Raw genomic sequence first — 16,325 nt, forward strand, 5'->3', positions numbered from 1 at the left:
TCCAGCCTGTATTGTTGAGAAAGTCAGCGGCGCCCGGTGATATGGCAGGCATATAACCAGGAAATTTGTAACAGTGAGAAAATCCGTGCATTTGAATCCAAGGCCGATGCTGCAACAGTATTGGGTCCTGGGATTGTTCTGGCTGCTTTCGTTCGGTAAAGCGTCGGCTGCCGGGGTACCATTTGAAACGCCTGAGGCCAGGCGCTGGGCGGACTCCGTCCTGGCGACACTTTCGCCTGCGGAACGGATCGCCCAGATGTTTATGGTTTCATCCTGGAGCAACCGGGATAGTGTCCATATCCGGGAGATCGAAAAACTGATTGAAGACTGGGGAATCGGCGGGGTGATCTTTTTTCAGGGTGATCCCATGCGTCAGGCCTTGATGACGAACGATTATCAACAGCGGTCCAAAGTCCCGCTACTGATCGGGATCGACGGTGAGTGGGGATTGTCGATGCGTCTGGATAGTACCGTGCGCTTTCCCCGTCAAATGACGCTCTCGGCGATGAAGAATGACTCCCTGATCTACCGGATGGGCTTGGAGATCGGACGCCAGCTCAACCGAATGGGCATTCATACCAATTTCGCTCCCGATGCTGACGTTAATAACAACGCGCAAAATCCGGTCATCGGTAGCCGCTCTTTCAGCGATGATCCGGCCCTGGTTTCACGTCGTGCGTTGCTGTATCAAAGGGCACTGCAATCCTCGCGTATCCTTGGAAACGGGAAGCACTTCCCAGGGCACGGTGACGTGGATACCGATTCTCATCTGGCGCTGCCGCTGTTGGCGAAGAGCAGACTTGCCCTTGATTCGATGGAACTTCGGCCCTTTCGGGATATGATCAACGACGGTTTGGCATCCGTCATGGTCGCCCATATGTCCATCCCCGCACTCGATTCAACTCCTGCCTTGCCATCGACTTTGTCGAAACGCATTGTCACCGGACTGCTGCAGGAAGAGTTGGGCTTTCAGGGGCTGATCTATACCGACGCCTTGAACATGAAGGGTGTTGCAGCATGCTTCCGGCCGGGTGAATTGGAGTTGGCTGCCTTCCAGGCCGGGAACGATATTTTCCTCTGCCCGGAAGATGTACACAAAGGGGTGGAAACACTTTTACAGGCTGTCAACGATAGTGTCATTCGTCAGGAAGAAGTGGATCGAAGGGTCCGGAAGATCCTGATGGCGAAATACTGGTGCGGCCTCTCCACGCGGCCCTTGGTCGATACGACCAATCTGCTTGGCGATCTGAATACACCTGAGGCCTTGTCGATGCAGTTCGATCTTTTTAGCGAGGCCATTACGATCCTGAAAAACGAACGGGAACTCCTGCCGCTACGGGCATTGGATTCGATCCGGATCGCTTCGGTCGTGATTGGCGACCGTAAGTACAATGCGTTTCAGGAAAACCTCCGGAAATACGCGCGCGTGGATGTATTTGCTGAGGACAAGGATGCGCCGGTCAGTCAGTTCGAGGCGCTGTTCACATTTCTGAAGAATTACGACCTGGTTGTTCTCAGCCTTCACGGAACAACCATGAAAGCGCAGAACGGCTACGGTATTCCGGAAGTGGCCCGGAAGTTCGTGGATTCGGTCATGTTGAATTACCCGACTGTATTCGTCGACTTCGGTAATGCTTATACCCTTACGCGTTTCAACAGGCTCAACAAAGCGAAAGCCGTTGTGCTGGCATACGAGGATTTTCCATATGTACATGGACTTGCCGCGCAGGTCGTGATGGGTGGTCTGCGTGCGGAAGGTGGATTACCGGTGAAAGTTTCCGAAAAATACACCCGCGAATCCGGACTTACTACGGTCGGTCCGATCCGATTGACATTTACCACTCCGGAAAAGGCAGGAATGAGCAGCCGGACCTTATCCAGAATCGATACGATTGTTGCTGAAGCGATCCGCGCGAAAGCCATGCCCGGTTGCCAGGTGCTCGTGGCGAGGAAGGGAATGGTGGTGTTCAGAAAGTCGTATGGCTATCATACTTACGATTCGCTGCTTGCCGTCCGGGATGATGACCTGTATGATATTGCGTCCATCACCAAGGTGGCCGGCACCGGCCTGATGGCCATGAAAGTCTTCGATCAGGGCAAGATCGATTTGAATCAACCCTTGGCCCGTTACCTGCCACGACTACGGAACAGCGGCAAGAAGGGCCTGACGATCCGGGAGATCATGGCTCACCAGGGAGGATTGGTTTCCTGGATACCGTATTGGAAGAAGACGGTTTCGGCCAATGGTCCTGACAGTTTGTACTATCGCCGTACACCCGACGAGCGCTTCTCTGTCAGGGTATCGGACAGTCTCTTTACATTTCCTCAATTGGCGGATAGTATCCTGGATTGGTCAGTCAAAAGCCCGGCGGGAGAGCGGGGCAAATACGTGTATTCCGATCTCGGCCCCATTTTCCTGCGCTTTGCGCTGGAGCGTGTAGCGGACAAACCCATCGATCAATTCCTGGAAGAGCAATTTTTCAGTCCGCTACAACTGAATAATACGTTGTATAAACCCTGGCAGAACTTCTCCGCAGACCGCATCATTCCGACAGAGCGGGATACTGCCTTTCGGAAAAAACTAGTGCTGGGTGATGTGCATGATCCTGCCGCCGCCATGCAGGGCGGCGTGTCCGGCAACGCGGGTCTTTTCAGCAATGCGGGTGATCTCGCCGTCATCTTCCAGATGTTGCTCAATCATGGTAGTTACGCGGGACGTCAGTACCTGAAGCCGAATACGGTGAGTATGTTCACCCGCAGGCAATTCACCCAAGGCAACAACCGCCGTGGCTTGTTGTTCGATAAACCTGAAATCGATCCTTCCAAGTCCAGTCCGTGTGCAGCATCCGCATCTCCTGAAACATTCGGACACCAGGGATTCACCGGAACCTGTGTCTGGGCTGACCCGAAGGAGGAGTTACTGGTGATTTTCCTTTCCAACCGGGTTTTCCCGGATGCAACCAACGATAAGCTGGTGAAAATGAACATTCGGACACGGATCCAGCAGGCGGCCTACGACGCGATACTCGACCAGTAAGGACGGAAGTCGTACCTTTGGAGGGAATCCCTCCCACATGAAGATCGGCATCTTATGTTACCCTACGTTCGGCGGCAGTGGAGTCGTTGCGACGGAATTGGGTAAAGCCCTGGCCCAGAAAGGGCATCAGGTGCATTTCATCACCTACAGCCAACCGGTGCGATTGGAACATTTTGCCGAGAACGTCTTCTACCACGAGGTGACCGTAGCGGACTATCCGCTCTTCGAATTCAGTCCATACGAAACCGCGCTGACCAGTAAACTGGTCGATGTCGCGCTCTTCGAGAAACTGGATATCGTACATGTTCACTACGCCATACCGCACGCGTCCGTCGCCTATATGGCCCGACAGATCCTGCTCAGCAGGGGCACCTACCTTCCGTTCATCACCACTTTGCACGGAACCGACATCACCCTCGTCGGGAAGAATGAGAGTTATAACCCGGTTGTCACCTTTGCGATCAACCAGAGTGACGCGGTTACCAGTGTTTCCGATAGCCTGCGGCGCGATACGTTTCAGAATTTCAGTATTGAAAAGGAGATCGAAGTGATCCCCAACTTCATCGACCTCCGGAGGTTCAACAAGATGAGGAAGGATCATTTCAGGCGTGCGATCGCACCGAACAATGAACGCCTCATCATCCATGCTTCCAACTTCCGGCCTGTTAAGCGGGTCAGCGATGTTGTCTCGGTATTCAACCGGGTGCAGGAGAAGATCCCGGCCAAATTATTATTGATCGGCGACGGTCCCGACAGAAGCAAAGTCGAGAAGGAGTGCCGCGAATGTTCCGCTTGCGAACACATTCGCTTTCTCGGGAAATTGGAAGCGGTCGAGGAAATCCTCTCCATCGGCGACCTGTTCATCCTTCCGTCCGAGACAGAGAGTTTCGGACTTGCCGCCTTGGAAGCCATGGCCTGTCAGGTTCCGGTCATCTCCACCAATACCGGTGGTATTCCTGAATTGAATGTCCAGGGTGTGACCGGATTCATGAGTAACGTTGGCGACGTGGAAGATATGGCCAGGAACGCGATTCACATTCTGGAAGATGACGAACGCCTTCTTCAGTTCAAGGCCAACGCGCTCCGGCATGCCCGTGAATTCGACATCCAGCAGATTCTTCCGCGTTACGAAGCCTTGTATGATCGCGTGCTGGCCGGCGCAACCAAAACAGCCTGAAGCAGCCGGGTATGAGCTTCCTTCACCTGAAAGCCCTGCACATCATTTTCGTAGTCACCTGGTTCGCCGGGTTGTTCTACATCGTTCGGCTGTTCATCTACCATACGGAGGCTAACAACGCGCCGGAGCCTGAGCGAAGTGTGTTAAGCAAACACTTTCTGGGTGCTGAACGGAGATTGTGGTACGGTATCACCTGGCCCTCTGCCGTTCTGACGTACGTATTCGGATTCAGCCTGATCCATACGGCTTACGCATGGATCATTCCGGATTGGTTGTGGCTCAAACTCCTGTTGGTGCTGTTACTGACCATCTACCAACTGATCTGCCATCGCTTGTTCCTGCGCTTGCAAAGCGGACGATTCCCATTGTCGGGCAATGCCCTGCGCGTTTGGAACGAAGTCGCCACCTTGTTTCTCGTGGCCATTGTGTTCGTCGTGGTCATGAAGGACCTGACCAATTGGATATACGGTCTGGTAGGTCTGGTGGCCTTTGCAGCCCTGTTGATGGTTGCCATTCGGCTTTACCGGAAATTTCGGGAACAGTAAACTTAGCCGCCGGATCGCTTGGCCTTGTAACCCAGTTCAAGCAGGATCTTCAGTACACGATCGCGGTGGTCACCCTGGATCAGGATCTCGCCGTCCTTTACGCTGCCACCGACTCCGCATTTCGATTTTAACAGTTTCCCCAACGTCTCCAGGTCATCCCCAGCGCCGATATACCCGGTGATCAGGGTCACCATTTTTCCTCCCCGCTGCTTTTTGTCCAATTGCACGCGCAAATCCTGACGGGCAGGAGCAAGGCTGCCGGTTTCCGGTTGCTGTTGATCCGATGCATAATGAAAATCCGGGTTGGTGGAATAAACCACTCCGCTGCGGTGCTTGTTCTTATTGGACATGTCAGTAAGCTCAGGTTGTAAGCAGATAGGGAAGAAAAATAATAAGTCCGATGATCACCGCCATGATCGCGGTGATCAGGACGGCCCCGGCGGCCATATCTTTTACCCTGCCGGCTAGCGGATGCCGCTCCGGATGGATTAGATCGATCATGGTTTCAATGGATGAGTTGAAAAGTTCAGCGGACAAGACCAGGCCTATGCAAAGCAATACAAAGCACCATTCGGTTCTGGAGATGGAAAAATAGTAGCCTGCCAAGACCACCATGACCGTCACCAGCAGATGGATACGGAAATTGCGCTGCGTTCGTATGGCCGACCGCCAACCTGCCATCGCGTAGATGAAACTGCGAAGGAACATGATCAACGGGTTCATGGCGTCTTTGCGGGTGCGAGGATGAGTAAGGATGATGGCACTACGGTAATGTGGATATTGCCCTGCAGGATGATTGGTTCACCGTCGATATGGCCGTGAACTTCATCGGCGTTGTGGATCTTCACTTCCTTGCCGCGCAGCATATCGTAATAACGCGATTTATGCAAGGTGTTGTGTGTCATCCGGTAGAGCAGATGGGGAACCGAATAAACCGGGAATTGCCGGAGCATCGCTACATCCAGATACCCGTCCTGCAGATCGGCGAAAGGCGCGATCACGGCGTTGTTGCCGAATTGGGATGAGTTGGCGAACGTAAACAGAAACGATTCCTTGGAGTGGGGATTCCCGTCAACACTGAAGTGAAACTCACGTGGACGGTATTTATAGAATTCCGACAAGACGAGTTTGACATAGGTGGAATATCCGCGTGTTCCGGCCTTCGCGAACAAGTGCGCGATGTGTCCGTCAAACCCGATACCGAAAGTCCCGACTCCCAGCCGATCATTCACCCGGAAGGTGTCAATGGAGATTTCTTCCGCCGTGTTGAGACATTTCATCGCGTCAGTCAAACCCATCGGCATGCCCAGGTGCCTGGCCAGGCCGTTTCCCGAACCGGTTGGGATGATGCCCAGGGCGGTGGTGGTGCCGGACAATCCGGCCGCTGTTTCATTCACGGAGCCGTCCCCGCCCACAGCTATGACCGCACGATAACCCATGGAGACGGCTTCACGGGCTAGCTCGGTGGCATGAAGCTGCGCTTGCGTAAAGACGATCTCCGGTTCGAAGCGACCCGGGTCGATCGCCGCACGGATCATGTCCGGCAGGTTGTGTTTTTTTGACGTGCCGGAATGCGGGTTGATGATGAATCGGATACGTTGCTTACTCATTCTTTGCTCTGGCTCATGGCATTGTCGAGTAATACACTGTTGAAGCGTTGGATCATGGCTTTCAACCGCAGGCTCATCCGATCGGCCCGGCTGCTGTCGGAGACGCTGATATCCTGCTGCAGGGAAGGATCTTCCTGGAGCCGGTACAACTGGCGGTGGACGGTAGTGTCCATCGAAAGTACATATCCGCTGTCAATCAGTTGATAAACGGATTGGAGGCAGGTGTAGGCGCCGGAGGAGACACCCGTCCGGAAGATGCTATTGCCAAATGCAAATGCAGGATCCGGATACCGAACCTGGTCCAGGATACTCGGGAGGATATCAATTTGCTGGGTGGTGCGTTCGTACCGTCCTTTCAGGCTTTCATCAGGATGATAAAACGCGATCGGTATGGCATACATACCTGCCTTGCTGAGGTAATAGGGAGTCTCGGCTTCTGCGGTATGATCCGCTGTGATGATGAACACTGTGTTGGAATACCATGTACTCCTCGCTGCAGTTTTAAAGAAATCGCGCAGACACGCGTCGGTATACCGGACACTGGCGTGAATGGGTAACGGTCCTTCCGGAAATTGAGACTTTATTGCAGGAGGAATGGAATAGGGATGGTGCGAGGATAAAGTGAAAATAGTCGACAGAAAAGGCTCTTTCAATTGATCCATCTCATGAACGGCTCTTTGCAGGAAAGGCCCGTCATAAATGCCCCAGTTGCCATCAAAGTCCTCGTCATGGCCGTATTCCTTGCGACCGAAATAGCGGTCGTATCCGGCAGCTTTTGCAAAATGGTCGAATCCCATGGTACCATTCGTCCCACCATGAAAGAAAACGGATTGGTACCCGATACGTTTTAAGAGCGTACCAAGTCCGTCATACCGGTTGCCGGCGTATACGGAAGTAATGAATGGCTCGTTCATCAGCGCCGGAATACCGGCGATCACGGCCGGTATGCCTTCAATGGAGCGCTTGCCATTCGCGAACGCGTTCGTGCAAAGCAGACTGTGTTTGAAAAGCGAATCAAGAAATGGCGTGTAAGCGACGCCATCGGGATGGAGCGATTGGATGTATTCGCTGCCAAAGCTCTCCAGGAGGAGGATGACCACATTCGGGCGATGGGATGCACTATCCGCCGGAAGCGGATGATAGGCGAATGGTTGTAACTGCCGGGCCGTAGCGTCATCCATCCATTGGGCTCTTTCCAGTTCATCTTTCCCCCAGGTCTTGAAGATGGTAAATGGCGTATTGAGGATGAGGGCCGACGTATGACCTCCACCCAATTGAGCGGCATTGCCAATACTTAACGGACGATATTGAAGTCCTCCGCGAAAACCAATGACCAGCAAAACCAGCGCCAGCATCCGGAAGACGAGATTCCACCAGCGTTTGGAAAGTGCTTCGTTGAGCCGGTAAAAGCGCGATGTGGTGCGAGACCAACGCAGGATGCGATAGAGGATGAAGATTAATCCGAAGAAGAGCAGGAGCAGATACCAATAATCCACCACCATCCGGGGTACGGTGTTCACAAAGTCGTCGCCGAAACCCATGATGCGTACCATATCGGTCGTCATCCTCCTGGCAGAGAAGCTATACAATCCAAGATCGACACAAGCCGCGAGGAGAAAGAGCGCATTCAGGGTGACAAAGTAGACGCTGAGGATCTTTCGCATAAAACCGTGCGCAAGCCAGCGGTCGGGAAGGAGAACATGGAAAAGAAAAAAAGGCGTATTCAGGATGCAGATGGCCGTCGCATCAAAGCGTAAACCGTAGAAGAATGAAAGGAGCAGCGTTCCGGATGATGTCCCGGCATAATAGTCCCAGTGCACCAACAGGAAGATCAGCCTGAGCAATGAGTAAAGCACCAGCAGTCCGCTGAAACGAAGCATCAGAAGCAGCGTGGCGCTTTTATTCATCAGTCCAGGGCAAGATAATGCTATTCGCGAAGATGGCGAGAAACAAAAAAGCCACCTCATCGGCGGCTTTTTTGTTATACCATCAACAGATGGTTAGCGGCGATATTTCGATACGGCAATGTCCGTAGCGGTACCGTCGGTCCACTGGTAAGTGATATCGAAAGAGGTCGGAGCTGTTCCGCTTACAACACCCGTTCCCGTCGGATAGATCTGGGTGACTTGAGCAACTGCACCGACAAACTGATTGTTGGTGTTCAGGGTAATTGCCGATCCGGCGGCTACTCCGTCAAATTTGATGTAGATCGGATAGGTTCCGGTAGAGTCAAAGGCGCCGAAGTTCACCACTTTGACCAGGTTATTGATCGTATCTGAAGTGGAACAGGAGGCTGCAAAATTGGCAACGAGGGCAAAAGTCGTGGATGAATCGGTACAGGTGGCGTAAGAGCCAGCGAATACTTCCGCATCGTTCACCACGTTGATTACGCGGTCGACAGATGTCGAGTTGCCTGCCTTGTCACTTACAGAGTAGGAAACAGTGTAGGAGCCTTTGCGGTTCAGGTTGACAGCAGAAGCGCCGGTAACGGTAACGGAGCTGGTGATGTTGCCATCTTCGTCATCCAAAGCGCTGAAACCCGGATCCGACCAGGTGCCGGCGCCACCTGCTGTGGTAGGAAGGCTGACCGTGATGCTGGTACCGCCGGTCAGGCTAAGAGAAGGAGCAGTGGTGTCTTCGTCCTTGGAACAGCCCGTCAGGACCAGCGCGCCAAATCCGAGAATCGCAAAAGCGGAATACAAAATTGATTTTTTCATTGGAGGGTTGATTGGTTAAGTTACGTTACGTTTGGTACCGCAAAAATAGCGGAATTATCTTTCTTTTGCCTGGCCGAAACAATTTTCATTCCTTTCAGTATATCTTTGCCGTCAATCAAAAATCAAACGATTAACCAACAACCATCATGAAGAAAGTATTCGCCCTTCTTCTCTCAGCCGGTATGATCGCTACGGTCGCGTGCGGCCCGAGCGCTGAAGAAAAGGCTGCGGCTGAGAAAGCCCGCCAGGATTCAATCAATGCTGTAATGGAAAAGGCTGCAGCTGATTCCGCAGCAGCTGCCCAGGCTGCCCTGGAGCAGGCTCGTCAGGATTCGATCAACGCGGCTATGGAGCAGGCGAAGGCCGATTCCATCGCTAAAGCTGAAGCGGATAAGGCGAAAGCAAAGCCAAAGCCCAAGCCCAAGCCGAAAGAAGAGCCGAAGCAGGCCCCGACCGGACAGCCCAAGGTGGGCATGAAGAAGCCGGGAGCCAAGTAATCTGGCTTTTTAGCATAAAACAGGGGAGCGGATATTAACGTTCCCCTGTTAATTTTTTTAACCTAAGGCCTTGTTTCCTAAGGAAAAAGCCCTACCTTTGCGCCCATTCAATCAAAAAACCATCCAAAAAACAATGAAAAAGGTTCTCTCTACCTTGTTCGTCGCCGGAATGATCGCTCTCGTAGCTTGTGGTCCGAGCGCAGAAGAAAAAGCTGCTCAGGAAAAAGCTGCTCAAGATTCGATCGCTGCTGCTGAAGCTGCCGCTAAGGCTGCTGCCGAGCAGGCTGTTATGCAGGATTCTGCTGCCGCTGCTGCTGCAACGGTTGTTGACTCTGCTGCTGCTGCTGTTGAGTCTGCCAAGTAATTCCGCGCAGAAAAAAATAAAAAAGGAGCCTCAGGCTCCTTTTTTATTTTCTACACTTTTCATCGATCCGGGGTCACAGGCGGAGCATCCGGAAGTCTTTTTCCCGGAGAATGTTCCAACCAATTTCTGCAACAGGTAACCCGCCGCAAGCAGCAAGAGCACATAAGCGACCAAAGACTGCCATTCCATTCCGCTAAGATACGAATGCGGGCTTGCTTTTCGTTCAGGGTAGTCGGGCTGATTTGTTGGAAAGTCTGTAAATCAACCTGCCGGCCCCAAGGCAGCAGCCCGTTCTGATTCGGTAATTTTGCAGCGCCAACCGCGATTTCACCTATGATGAAGTACGACCGTTCCGGACTCTCCGACGACCAACTCCGGCGTATCTATAAAGCTATCCTGAAGCCTCGCATGATCGAGGAGAAAATGCTCGTGCTCCTGCGCCAGGGGAAACTGGCGAAATGGTTCTCCGGTATCGGTCAGGAAGCTATCGCCGTTGGGTGCGGCCTTGCCCTGGATCGCGATGAATACATCCTGCCCATGCACCGGAATCTCGGTGTCTTTACCACTCGGGAAATTCCGCTCAACCGACTGTTCTCCCAGTGGATGGGAAAGCCAGGTGGATTTACCAAAGGTCGCGACCGCTCCTTTCACTTCGGTACACAGGAATTCAAGATCATCGGAATGATCTCTCATCTGGGTCCCCAACTCGGTGTGGCCGATGGCATCGCGCTGGCCAATAAGATCCGCTCGGAAAAGCGTGTTACCGCGGTTTTCTCCGGCGATGGAGCAACTTCCGAAGGCGATTTCCACGAAAGCCTCAACGTGGCCGCGGTCTGGGACCTGCCGGTCATCTTTATCATCGAGAACAACGGTTACGGACTTTCCACCCCCAGCAATGAACAGTTTCGGATGAAACAGTTCATCGACAAGGGAATCGGCTATGGAATGGAGGCTGTTCAGATCGATGGAAACAACATCCTCGAAACCTATAAGACCATATCCGGTCTGGCGGAATCGGTGCGTCAACGGCCTCGTCCGATCCTGCTGGAATGCATGACCTTCAGAATGCGTGGGCATGAGGAAGCTTCCGGGACGAAATATGTCCCACAGGAGCTCTTCGACCTTTGGGGAAAGAAGGATCCGGTCAATAATTACGAGAATTTCCTGCTTAAAGAGAAAGTGATCGACGAGGAATTTATAGCTCTGACGCGCAGAGAGATAAAGCAGGAGATCGAAGCGAATCTGGAGGTCGCTTATGCGGAGTCGAACCCTGAACCGGACACGGAGGTCGAGTTACGGGACATGTACGATCAGCGTTCGGTTGAACTGATTGAGCCCGTTACAGGCAAGGCTACCGAGAAACGTCTGGTCGATGCGATCAGCGACGGCCTCCGTCAGTCCATGGAGCGCTACCCGAACCTGATTCTCATGGGACAAGACATTGCCGAATATGGCGGTGTCTTTAAGGTTACCCAGGGATTTGTGGAAGCCTTCGGAAAGGACCGTGTACGGAATACGCCTTTATGCGAGTCCGCAATCGTTGGAACCGCCCAGGGCTTAGCCATCAATGGTATGAAAGCCATGGTCGAAATGCAGTTTTCCGACTTCGTCACCTGCGGCTTCAACCAGATTGTAAACAACCTCGCGAAGACGCACTATCGCTGGGGACAAAATGTCGATGTAGTGGTTCGTATGCCCACCGGCGCCGGCGTGAATGCCGGACCGTTCCATTCTCAGTCAACCGAAGCCTGGTTCACCCATACACCCGGTTTGAAGGTGGTCTATCCCGCGTTCCCGGATGATGCGAAAGGATTGCTCGCAGCATCCATCGCGGACCCCAATCCGGTCATGTTCTTTGAACACAAGGCGCTTTACCGCTCTGTCCAGGGGCAGGTTCCGGACGATTATTATACCCTCGAGATCGGAAAGGCAAAGTTGGTCCGTCAGGGAAATGCTGCCACCATTGTGAGCTATGGGCTGGCGGTCCACTGGGCGCTGGAATACCTCGATCAGCATCCCGAAATTTCGGTTGACCTGATTGACCTGCGCTCGCTCTTACCGTGGGATAAGGAAATGGTGATGGAGAGCGTGCGTAAGACCGGAAAAGTGCTGGTATTCCATGAGGACACGCACACGGGAGGATTCGGGGGAGAGATCGCTTCGCATATTTCCGAGCATTGCTTTGAATCCCTGGACGCGCCGGTGATGCGACTGGCCAGCCTGGATACACCGGTTCCCATGAACCTGGAATTGGAATGGAATTTTCTTCCGAAGAACCGCCTCGGAGAACGTCTGGAGCAACTGCTCCGTTACTGATATTACTTTGGATCGGTCGTAGAAACGTCCGTGAGTAACGGCTTGTTCGGCTGTTCGCGTACCGGCTTCATCAGCTCGAGTAAACGGGCAATGGCCACCTGGTTCTGCTCGAGGTAAACCGAATTGTAAACGGACCGGCGTTCGCGGGTCGTCAGATGCCAGCTCAGCGAAATCTCCTGTTCCTTGGTCGGTAGTTCGAAGATGATGAAATCGAACGGGGAGGTCAGCCAGGCCTTGGCGTATTCATACGACTCATCCTGGTTGTAATCCTGAATGGTCAGCAGGTTGCCGTAGATGTTGCCGAGCGGCGTCGTGATATTCTCGATGAAGGTCTTTCGCGGTTGCTCTTCGATGGGACGCTCCTTGTGAGAATCACGGATATCGACAAAGATCACCCCGCTGGTGTTTTCCTCAATCCATTTGCGAAAGGTATGGAGGAAACGCAACGAGGTTTTCATTCCGGTATTGTCCCGGATGCCGGCATCCATCACCTGGATCATCGGCTCGCTGGGTAAACTGACAGCCGGCAGGATGTAAGGGAAGGTCGCGTTCATCCGCAGCACACTGCTGAACCGGATGTTTCCCGCCTGTTGTTCCCTGAAGAGGTCGGAGAATTCCACTTCGTCGTAAGTGGTCTTGAAATTGAAATTGCTGTCGTTCCTGTGGGTGGTAAGGTAGGAGATGGGTTGGGGTGAGATCAGGAGGCGACGGCCGTCGTTGACAATGGTCGGCGCGAAGACCATCATCGGGATCATGGCTTCCGATTCCGGTTTCCGGTAATCCTGCAGACGCTTGACCATGACACTGCCGGTATTTTCATTGAGTTGGTTCTCGAAAGCATAGGCCCGATCCTTCGAGTATCGGTTATTGCCTTCCCGGAACTTTTGGACGTTGAGGAACAGATCGCTCACGGAAATACTGAACGTGACCGGATTCAGCAGATCTTTCCCGATGTTATCAATGTATTTCTTGTTCTGAAGGTCGGAGAGCAGTCCGAGTCGCTGGCGCAGGAACAACTCCCGGTAGTACGCCGCGCCGATCATTCCCCCCGAAGCCCCGCTGATGAGTTGGGTGGAACGTGTGAAGCGGTAGTCGGTCAGACTGTCGCAAAGTTGCATGATCCGAAAGGCCCAAATGGATGCGCGCAAGCCGCCACCGGAACAATTAACGAAGATCATCTTCGGTTTCGTCCCGCCGACGGCCGCTTTCTCTTTCCATTTTTCCAACTGCGCGATCGTGGCGGCCATGTCTGCCTGAACGCGCAGACTGTCGTCGCTTCTCCGGATGGCATCCATGTCGTACGCGCTCTTTTTCACCGTGTAATCGAGCCCGTAGGCCTTATTTTCCGGATAGAAGATGCCGTATTGCGATAGGAAATTGACCACCAGGATCAGGAGAATGAACGCGGAGCCCGCCCAGGATTTCAACCAGAACCGGAAGGCACTGCTCAACATGATCAGCAGGGAGAAGGTGAGCATCACGCTGGCGCCGGCCGGGATCTTGAAAAGGGAGTACTCCTTGAAAAGTCCCATCAGGATGAACATGCCAAAGACGATGATCTCGATGATCGCGGCGTTCAGGTGATTCTGGCGGAACACCGATTCGACCATGTCGCGGGTATAGTGTCCGGTATGCCGTACCAACTTGACTTTTCGGAAGGTGCTCAGGTACGTATCAACCCGCCACTCCTTGATCTGGGCCGGTTTTTTCTTCTTGGTGAATAATTTTCTTGTCAGCAGCAGATCGTCTTCGTCATCCACATGCGCCGCGACAGGCGCATTGGGATCGGCATCGGAAGTCTCCATGCCGAACATGAGCACGATGTCCTTGTTGGTTCGGAAAAAATACGTCAGCGTGACGGTGAAGATCAGCGTCATGCCGATCAGGAAACCGGTCACCTCCGAAATTATGCTCCATAAGCCCTGGTATTCATTGTTGAGCTGAAAACTGATGAGATTGCCGAGGTACACCAGGACGAACAGCGCAGGAAGAATGAAGTTGTTGATCGTGTACTTCAGAAACGGGCGCGATAAGGTGGCAATGAACGGAAAGCGGAAGCCGTTGATGATGTAACTGGAAATGTTGAACACCATGATGAACGCGCCGGTGGCGAAACCCATGATGAAGAAACTCAGAAAACCGACGGTCCCCATGTACTCGGGATCGAGAAACAGATAGGGTATACCGAAGCGTTTGGAAAGCGATTCCGTCACCCAGCCGAACAGCACCACCCAGTACAACAACAGGAGGTGATTCTTTTTCAGCATCACCACCAGTAACTGGATGGGAAACGAATAGATAAAGCGGGTAAAGGCTTTACGTCTTCGGAAATCGGGGCGGCGGAACCTGTTCATTGAACGCAGTACCAATAATTTACGTTCAAAACAGGAAAAAGTTTGACACTTATGCGGTAGTTATCTTACGTTCGACCGTTTCCAGGATAACTTTCTCTTCGATTTTAGCCTTTTCCATGACTGCCGCCGCTTCCTTCAGGATCCCGTCAACGAATTCCTTGTCCTTTAGCCCCGAAGCGTTGATCCGGACGTTCAGATAGGCGCCCTGTACGGCTGTCCTGGCACACAACGCACCTACACCAGCATCGGTAACCGAATTGGGGTTGCCCTCTTCGGCCATGGCTTTAATGATTGCAAGCGAAGCGAAGGCGGCCTTCATGACACGGAGCGGTATTTCGGTCGCATACCGGGTAGCCGCCTGGATCTCCACACTTCGGGCCTTTTTTTCTTCCTCCGTAGCTTTTGGAAGACCGAAGGCGGCCATGATACGGTTGAACGATCGGGTGTCTTCATCGACCAGGAACAAAAGCTCGTCCTTCAGTTGCTGACCCTTTTCTGCCCAATCCGAGAAGAACTCCCAACGATCATCCATGCCCTTTTTATGGGAGGAAAGATTCCCGACCATGGAACCCAGGGAAACACCCAATGCACCCACATAGGCGGAAATGGAGCCACCGCCGGGTGCAGGGGATTCAGCGGCTGTCTCGTTCGCGAATTCGCGTAGCCGCATGCCGACCAAACGCTCCTGGGCTGCGTCGCGCAAACGGTATTCGATGATCCGCTCTTCCGGTTTAAATGGTCCCAGTTCGTCGAGTCCCATCGACTTGATGGCGATCCGTATCAGTTCTTCTTCCGATACACCGGTTGATCGCTTCTGCTTTTTTAAAAAGTACCTTCCCGCATCCGTCATTGCGGATAGGGGAATCAGACCGACCAGTTCGGAACCCGTAACCCGAAGCCCTCGTTGGTAAGCGCTTTTCACACATTCGTCAAACGCGATGTGAACCGGAGTCACGCTGATGTCGGTCAGGTTCATGCTGACCTGGGCAATGCCGTATTCTTCGATGAACCATCCGATGGCTTTGACCGATTTGCAGGTGCCGGGCTGTACAATTTCTTCGCCTTTTTCATTCTTGACCTTTCGGCCATTTTCCCGTACGTCGAACGCAACCGAATTGGCCCGTCGTACAGAAGTGGTATTGAGGTTGATGTTATAAGCCACGAGGAAATTTCGTGCTCCGATAACCGTAGCGCCTGAACGGGCAGGAAAAACAGCGGGACCGAAGTCGGGTTTCCATTCCGGCTTCCTGATCTTTTCGAAGAAGCCCTCATACTCGCCGGCGCGGATGACCGATAGATTCTTCCTGGCCGGGTCAGGCTGAGCTGCCTCGTAGAGGTATACCGGAATTTTCAATTCATTTCCCACGCGCTGAGCCAGCTTCTGCGCCCAGGCAGCCGTCTCTTCCATGGAGATACCGCTGATCGGGATAAGCGGACAAACATCGGTAGCACCCATGCGGGGATGCTCACCTTTGTGCTTGCTCATGTCAATCAGTTCCGCCGCCTTGCGGATGGCCTGGAACGCGGCTTCCACAACTTGTTCAGGCGCTCCGACAAACGTAACCACAGTACGATTGGTAGCCTTTCCCGGATCGACGTTCAGCAAACGGATTCCATCGGTCGCTTCGATAACCTCGGTGATCTGCCGGATGATCGCCGGATCCTGTCCTTCACTGAAATTGGGAACACATTCGATAAGCTGTTGCAT

The 16,325-nt window shown here is 53.1% G+C and carries 14 protein-coding genes; 6 read left to right on the forward strand and 8 right to left on the reverse strand.

The genetic code is table 11. The annotated features are described in order from the left end of the window. Positions 1 to 106 precede the first annotated feature (106 nt). The 3 genes from IPJ96_08620 to IPJ96_08630 are packed head-to-tail and all read left to right on the forward strand — an operon-like array spanning position 107 to position 4,759. Positions 107 to 3,037, forward strand: a complete 2,931-nt coding sequence (locus tag IPJ96_08620) for a serine hydrolase (protein MBK7910407.1) — start codon at positions 107 to 109, stop codon at positions 3,035 to 3,037. 37 nt (positions 3,038 to 3,074) lie between these two features. Continuing rightward, positions 3,075 to 4,214: an N-acetyl-alpha-D-glucosaminyl L-malate synthase BshA gene (bshA, locus tag IPJ96_08625; GenBank protein ID MBK7910408.1), complete on the forward strand. Its 1,140-nt coding sequence runs from the start codon at positions 3,075 to 3,077 to the stop codon at positions 4,212 to 4,214. An 11-nt stretch (positions 4,215 to 4,225) separates the two neighbouring features. Beyond that, positions 4,226 to 4,759 (forward strand): CopD family protein, encoded by a 534-nt coding sequence (locus IPJ96_08630; GenBank protein ID MBK7910409.1) that lies wholly within the window; start codon positions 4,226 to 4,228, stop codon positions 4,757 to 4,759. Between the two features lie 2 nt (positions 4,760 to 4,761). On the opposite strand, the gene IPJ96_08635 is transcribed toward IPJ96_08630, so the two are convergent. The 5 genes from IPJ96_08635 to IPJ96_08655 all read right to left on the reverse strand — a co-directional run bounded on the left by IPJ96_08635 (position 4,762) and on the right by IPJ96_08655 (position 9,086). After that, entirely contained in the window at positions 4,762 to 5,109 is a 348-nt protein-coding gene (locus IPJ96_08635) for a translation initiation factor (protein MBK7910410.1), read from the reverse strand. Positions 5,110 to 5,119: 10 nt separating this feature from the next. Beyond that, positions 5,120 to 5,482, reverse strand: a complete 363-nt coding sequence (locus IPJ96_08640; protein MBK7910411.1) for a diacylglycerol kinase family protein — start codon at positions 5,480 to 5,482, stop codon at positions 5,120 to 5,122. After that, on the reverse strand, positions 5,479 to 6,369 hold the full coding sequence (locus IPJ96_08645) for a diacylglycerol kinase (protein MBK7910412.1): 891 nt from the start codon (positions 6,367 to 6,369) through the stop codon (positions 5,479 to 5,481). Before IPJ96_08645 ends, IPJ96_08640 begins: the two co-directional genes overlap by 4 nt. After that, complete coding sequence (locus IPJ96_08650; protein MBK7910413.1) at positions 6,366 to 8,276, reverse strand: LTA synthase family protein; 1,911 nt, start codon at positions 8,274 to 8,276, stop codon at positions 6,366 to 6,368. The genes IPJ96_08645 and IPJ96_08650 overlap by 4 nt, the downstream gene beginning before the upstream one ends. Positions 8,277 to 8,369: 93 nt before the next feature. Next, entirely contained in the window at positions 8,370 to 9,086 is a 717-nt protein-coding gene (locus IPJ96_08655; protein ID MBK7910414.1) for a DUF5011 domain-containing protein, read from the reverse strand. Positions 9,087 to 9,232: 146 nt separating this feature from the next. On the opposite strand from IPJ96_08655, the gene IPJ96_08660 reads away from it, so the two are divergent. Then, positions 9,233 to 9,583: a hypothetical protein gene (locus IPJ96_08660; GenBank protein ID MBK7910415.1), complete on the forward strand. Its 351-nt coding sequence runs from the start codon at positions 9,233 to 9,235 to the stop codon at positions 9,581 to 9,583. 70 nt (positions 9,584 to 9,653) lie between these two features. Continuing rightward, the gene (locus IPJ96_08665) at positions 9,654 to 9,947 is read left to right on the forward strand and encodes a hypothetical protein (protein ID MBK7910416.1); all 294 of its coding nucleotides are present in this window, start codon (positions 9,654 to 9,656) and stop codon (positions 9,945 to 9,947) included. Positions 9,948 to 9,977: 30 nt separating this feature from the next. On the opposite strand, the gene IPJ96_08670 is transcribed toward IPJ96_08665, so the two are convergent. Beyond that, on the reverse strand, positions 9,978 to 10,136 hold the full coding sequence (locus tag IPJ96_08670; protein MBK7910417.1) for a hypothetical protein: 159 nt from the start codon (positions 10,134 to 10,136) through the stop codon (positions 9,978 to 9,980). A 147-nt stretch (positions 10,137 to 10,283) separates the two neighbouring features. Here IPJ96_08670 and IPJ96_08675 point away from each other — a divergent pair, with 147 nt between their 5' ends. After that, positions 10,284 to 12,263, forward strand: a complete 1,980-nt coding sequence (locus IPJ96_08675; protein MBK7910418.1) for a dehydrogenase E1 component subunit alpha/beta — start codon at positions 10,284 to 10,286, stop codon at positions 12,261 to 12,263. A gap of 2 nt (positions 12,264 to 12,265) precedes the next feature. Here IPJ96_08675 and IPJ96_08680 read toward each other — a convergent pair whose 3' ends face one another. Further along, positions 12,266 to 14,617: a patatin-like phospholipase family protein gene (locus IPJ96_08680; protein ID MBK7910419.1), complete on the reverse strand. Its 2,352-nt coding sequence runs from the start codon at positions 14,615 to 14,617 to the stop codon at positions 12,266 to 12,268. A 49-nt stretch (positions 14,618 to 14,666) separates the two neighbouring features. Then, entirely contained in the window at positions 14,667 to 16,325 is a 1,659-nt protein-coding gene (gene ftcD / locus IPJ96_08685) for a glutamate formimidoyltransferase (GenBank protein ID MBK7910420.1), read from the reverse strand.

The sequence above is a fragment of the Bacteroidota bacterium genome (genome assembly GCA_016713765.1).
In the GTDB taxonomy this organism is placed as follows: domain Bacteria; phylum Bacteroidota; class Bacteroidia; order AKYH767-A; family 2013-40CM-41-45; genus Pollutiaquabacter; species Pollutiaquabacter aromativorans.

Bases quoted from the DNA above. Each gene is read 5' to 3' on its own strand.
- IPJ96_08635 (MBK7910410.1), bottom strand. From the start codon at position 5,109: ATGTCCAATAAGAACAAGCACCGCAGCGGAGTGGTTTATTCCACCAAC.
- IPJ96_08660 (MBK7910415.1), top strand. From the start codon at position 9,233: ATGAAGAAAGTATTCGCCCTTCTTCTCTCAGCCGGTATGATCGCTACG.
- IPJ96_08680 (MBK7910419.1), bottom strand. From the start codon at position 14,617: ATGAACAGGTTCCGCCGCCCCGATTTCCGAAGACGTAAAGCCTTTACC.
- IPJ96_08655 (MBK7910414.1), bottom strand. From the start codon at position 9,086: ATGAAAAAATCAATTTTGTATTCCGCTTTTGCGATTCTCGGATTTGGC.
- IPJ96_08630 (MBK7910409.1), top strand. From the start codon at position 4,226: ATGAGCTTCCTTCACCTGAAAGCCCTGCACATCATTTTCGTAGTCACC.
- IPJ96_08640 (MBK7910411.1), bottom strand. From the start codon at position 5,482: ATGAACCCGTTGATCATGTTCCTTCGCAGTTTCATCTACGCGATGGCA.
- ftcD (MBK7910420.1), bottom strand. From the start codon at position 16,325: ATGCAACAGCTTATCGAATGTGTTCCCAATTTCAGTGAAGGACAGGAT.
- IPJ96_08675 (MBK7910418.1), top strand. From the start codon at position 10,284: ATGAAGTACGACCGTTCCGGACTCTCCGACGACCAACTCCGGCGTATC.
- IPJ96_08670 (MBK7910417.1), bottom strand. From the start codon at position 10,136: ATGGAATGGCAGTCTTTGGTCGCTTATGTGCTCTTGCTGCTTGCGGCG.
- IPJ96_08645 (MBK7910412.1), bottom strand. From the start codon at position 6,369: ATGAGTAAGCAACGTATCCGATTCATCATCAACCCGCATTCCGGCACG.
- IPJ96_08620 (MBK7910407.1), top strand. From the start codon at position 107: ATGCTGCAACAGTATTGGGTCCTGGGATTGTTCTGGCTGCTTTCGTTC.
- IPJ96_08650 (MBK7910413.1), bottom strand. From the start codon at position 8,276: ATGAATAAAAGCGCCACGCTGCTTCTGATGCTTCGTTTCAGCGGACTG.
- bshA (MBK7910408.1), top strand. From the start codon at position 3,075: ATGAAGATCGGCATCTTATGTTACCCTACGTTCGGCGGCAGTGGAGTC.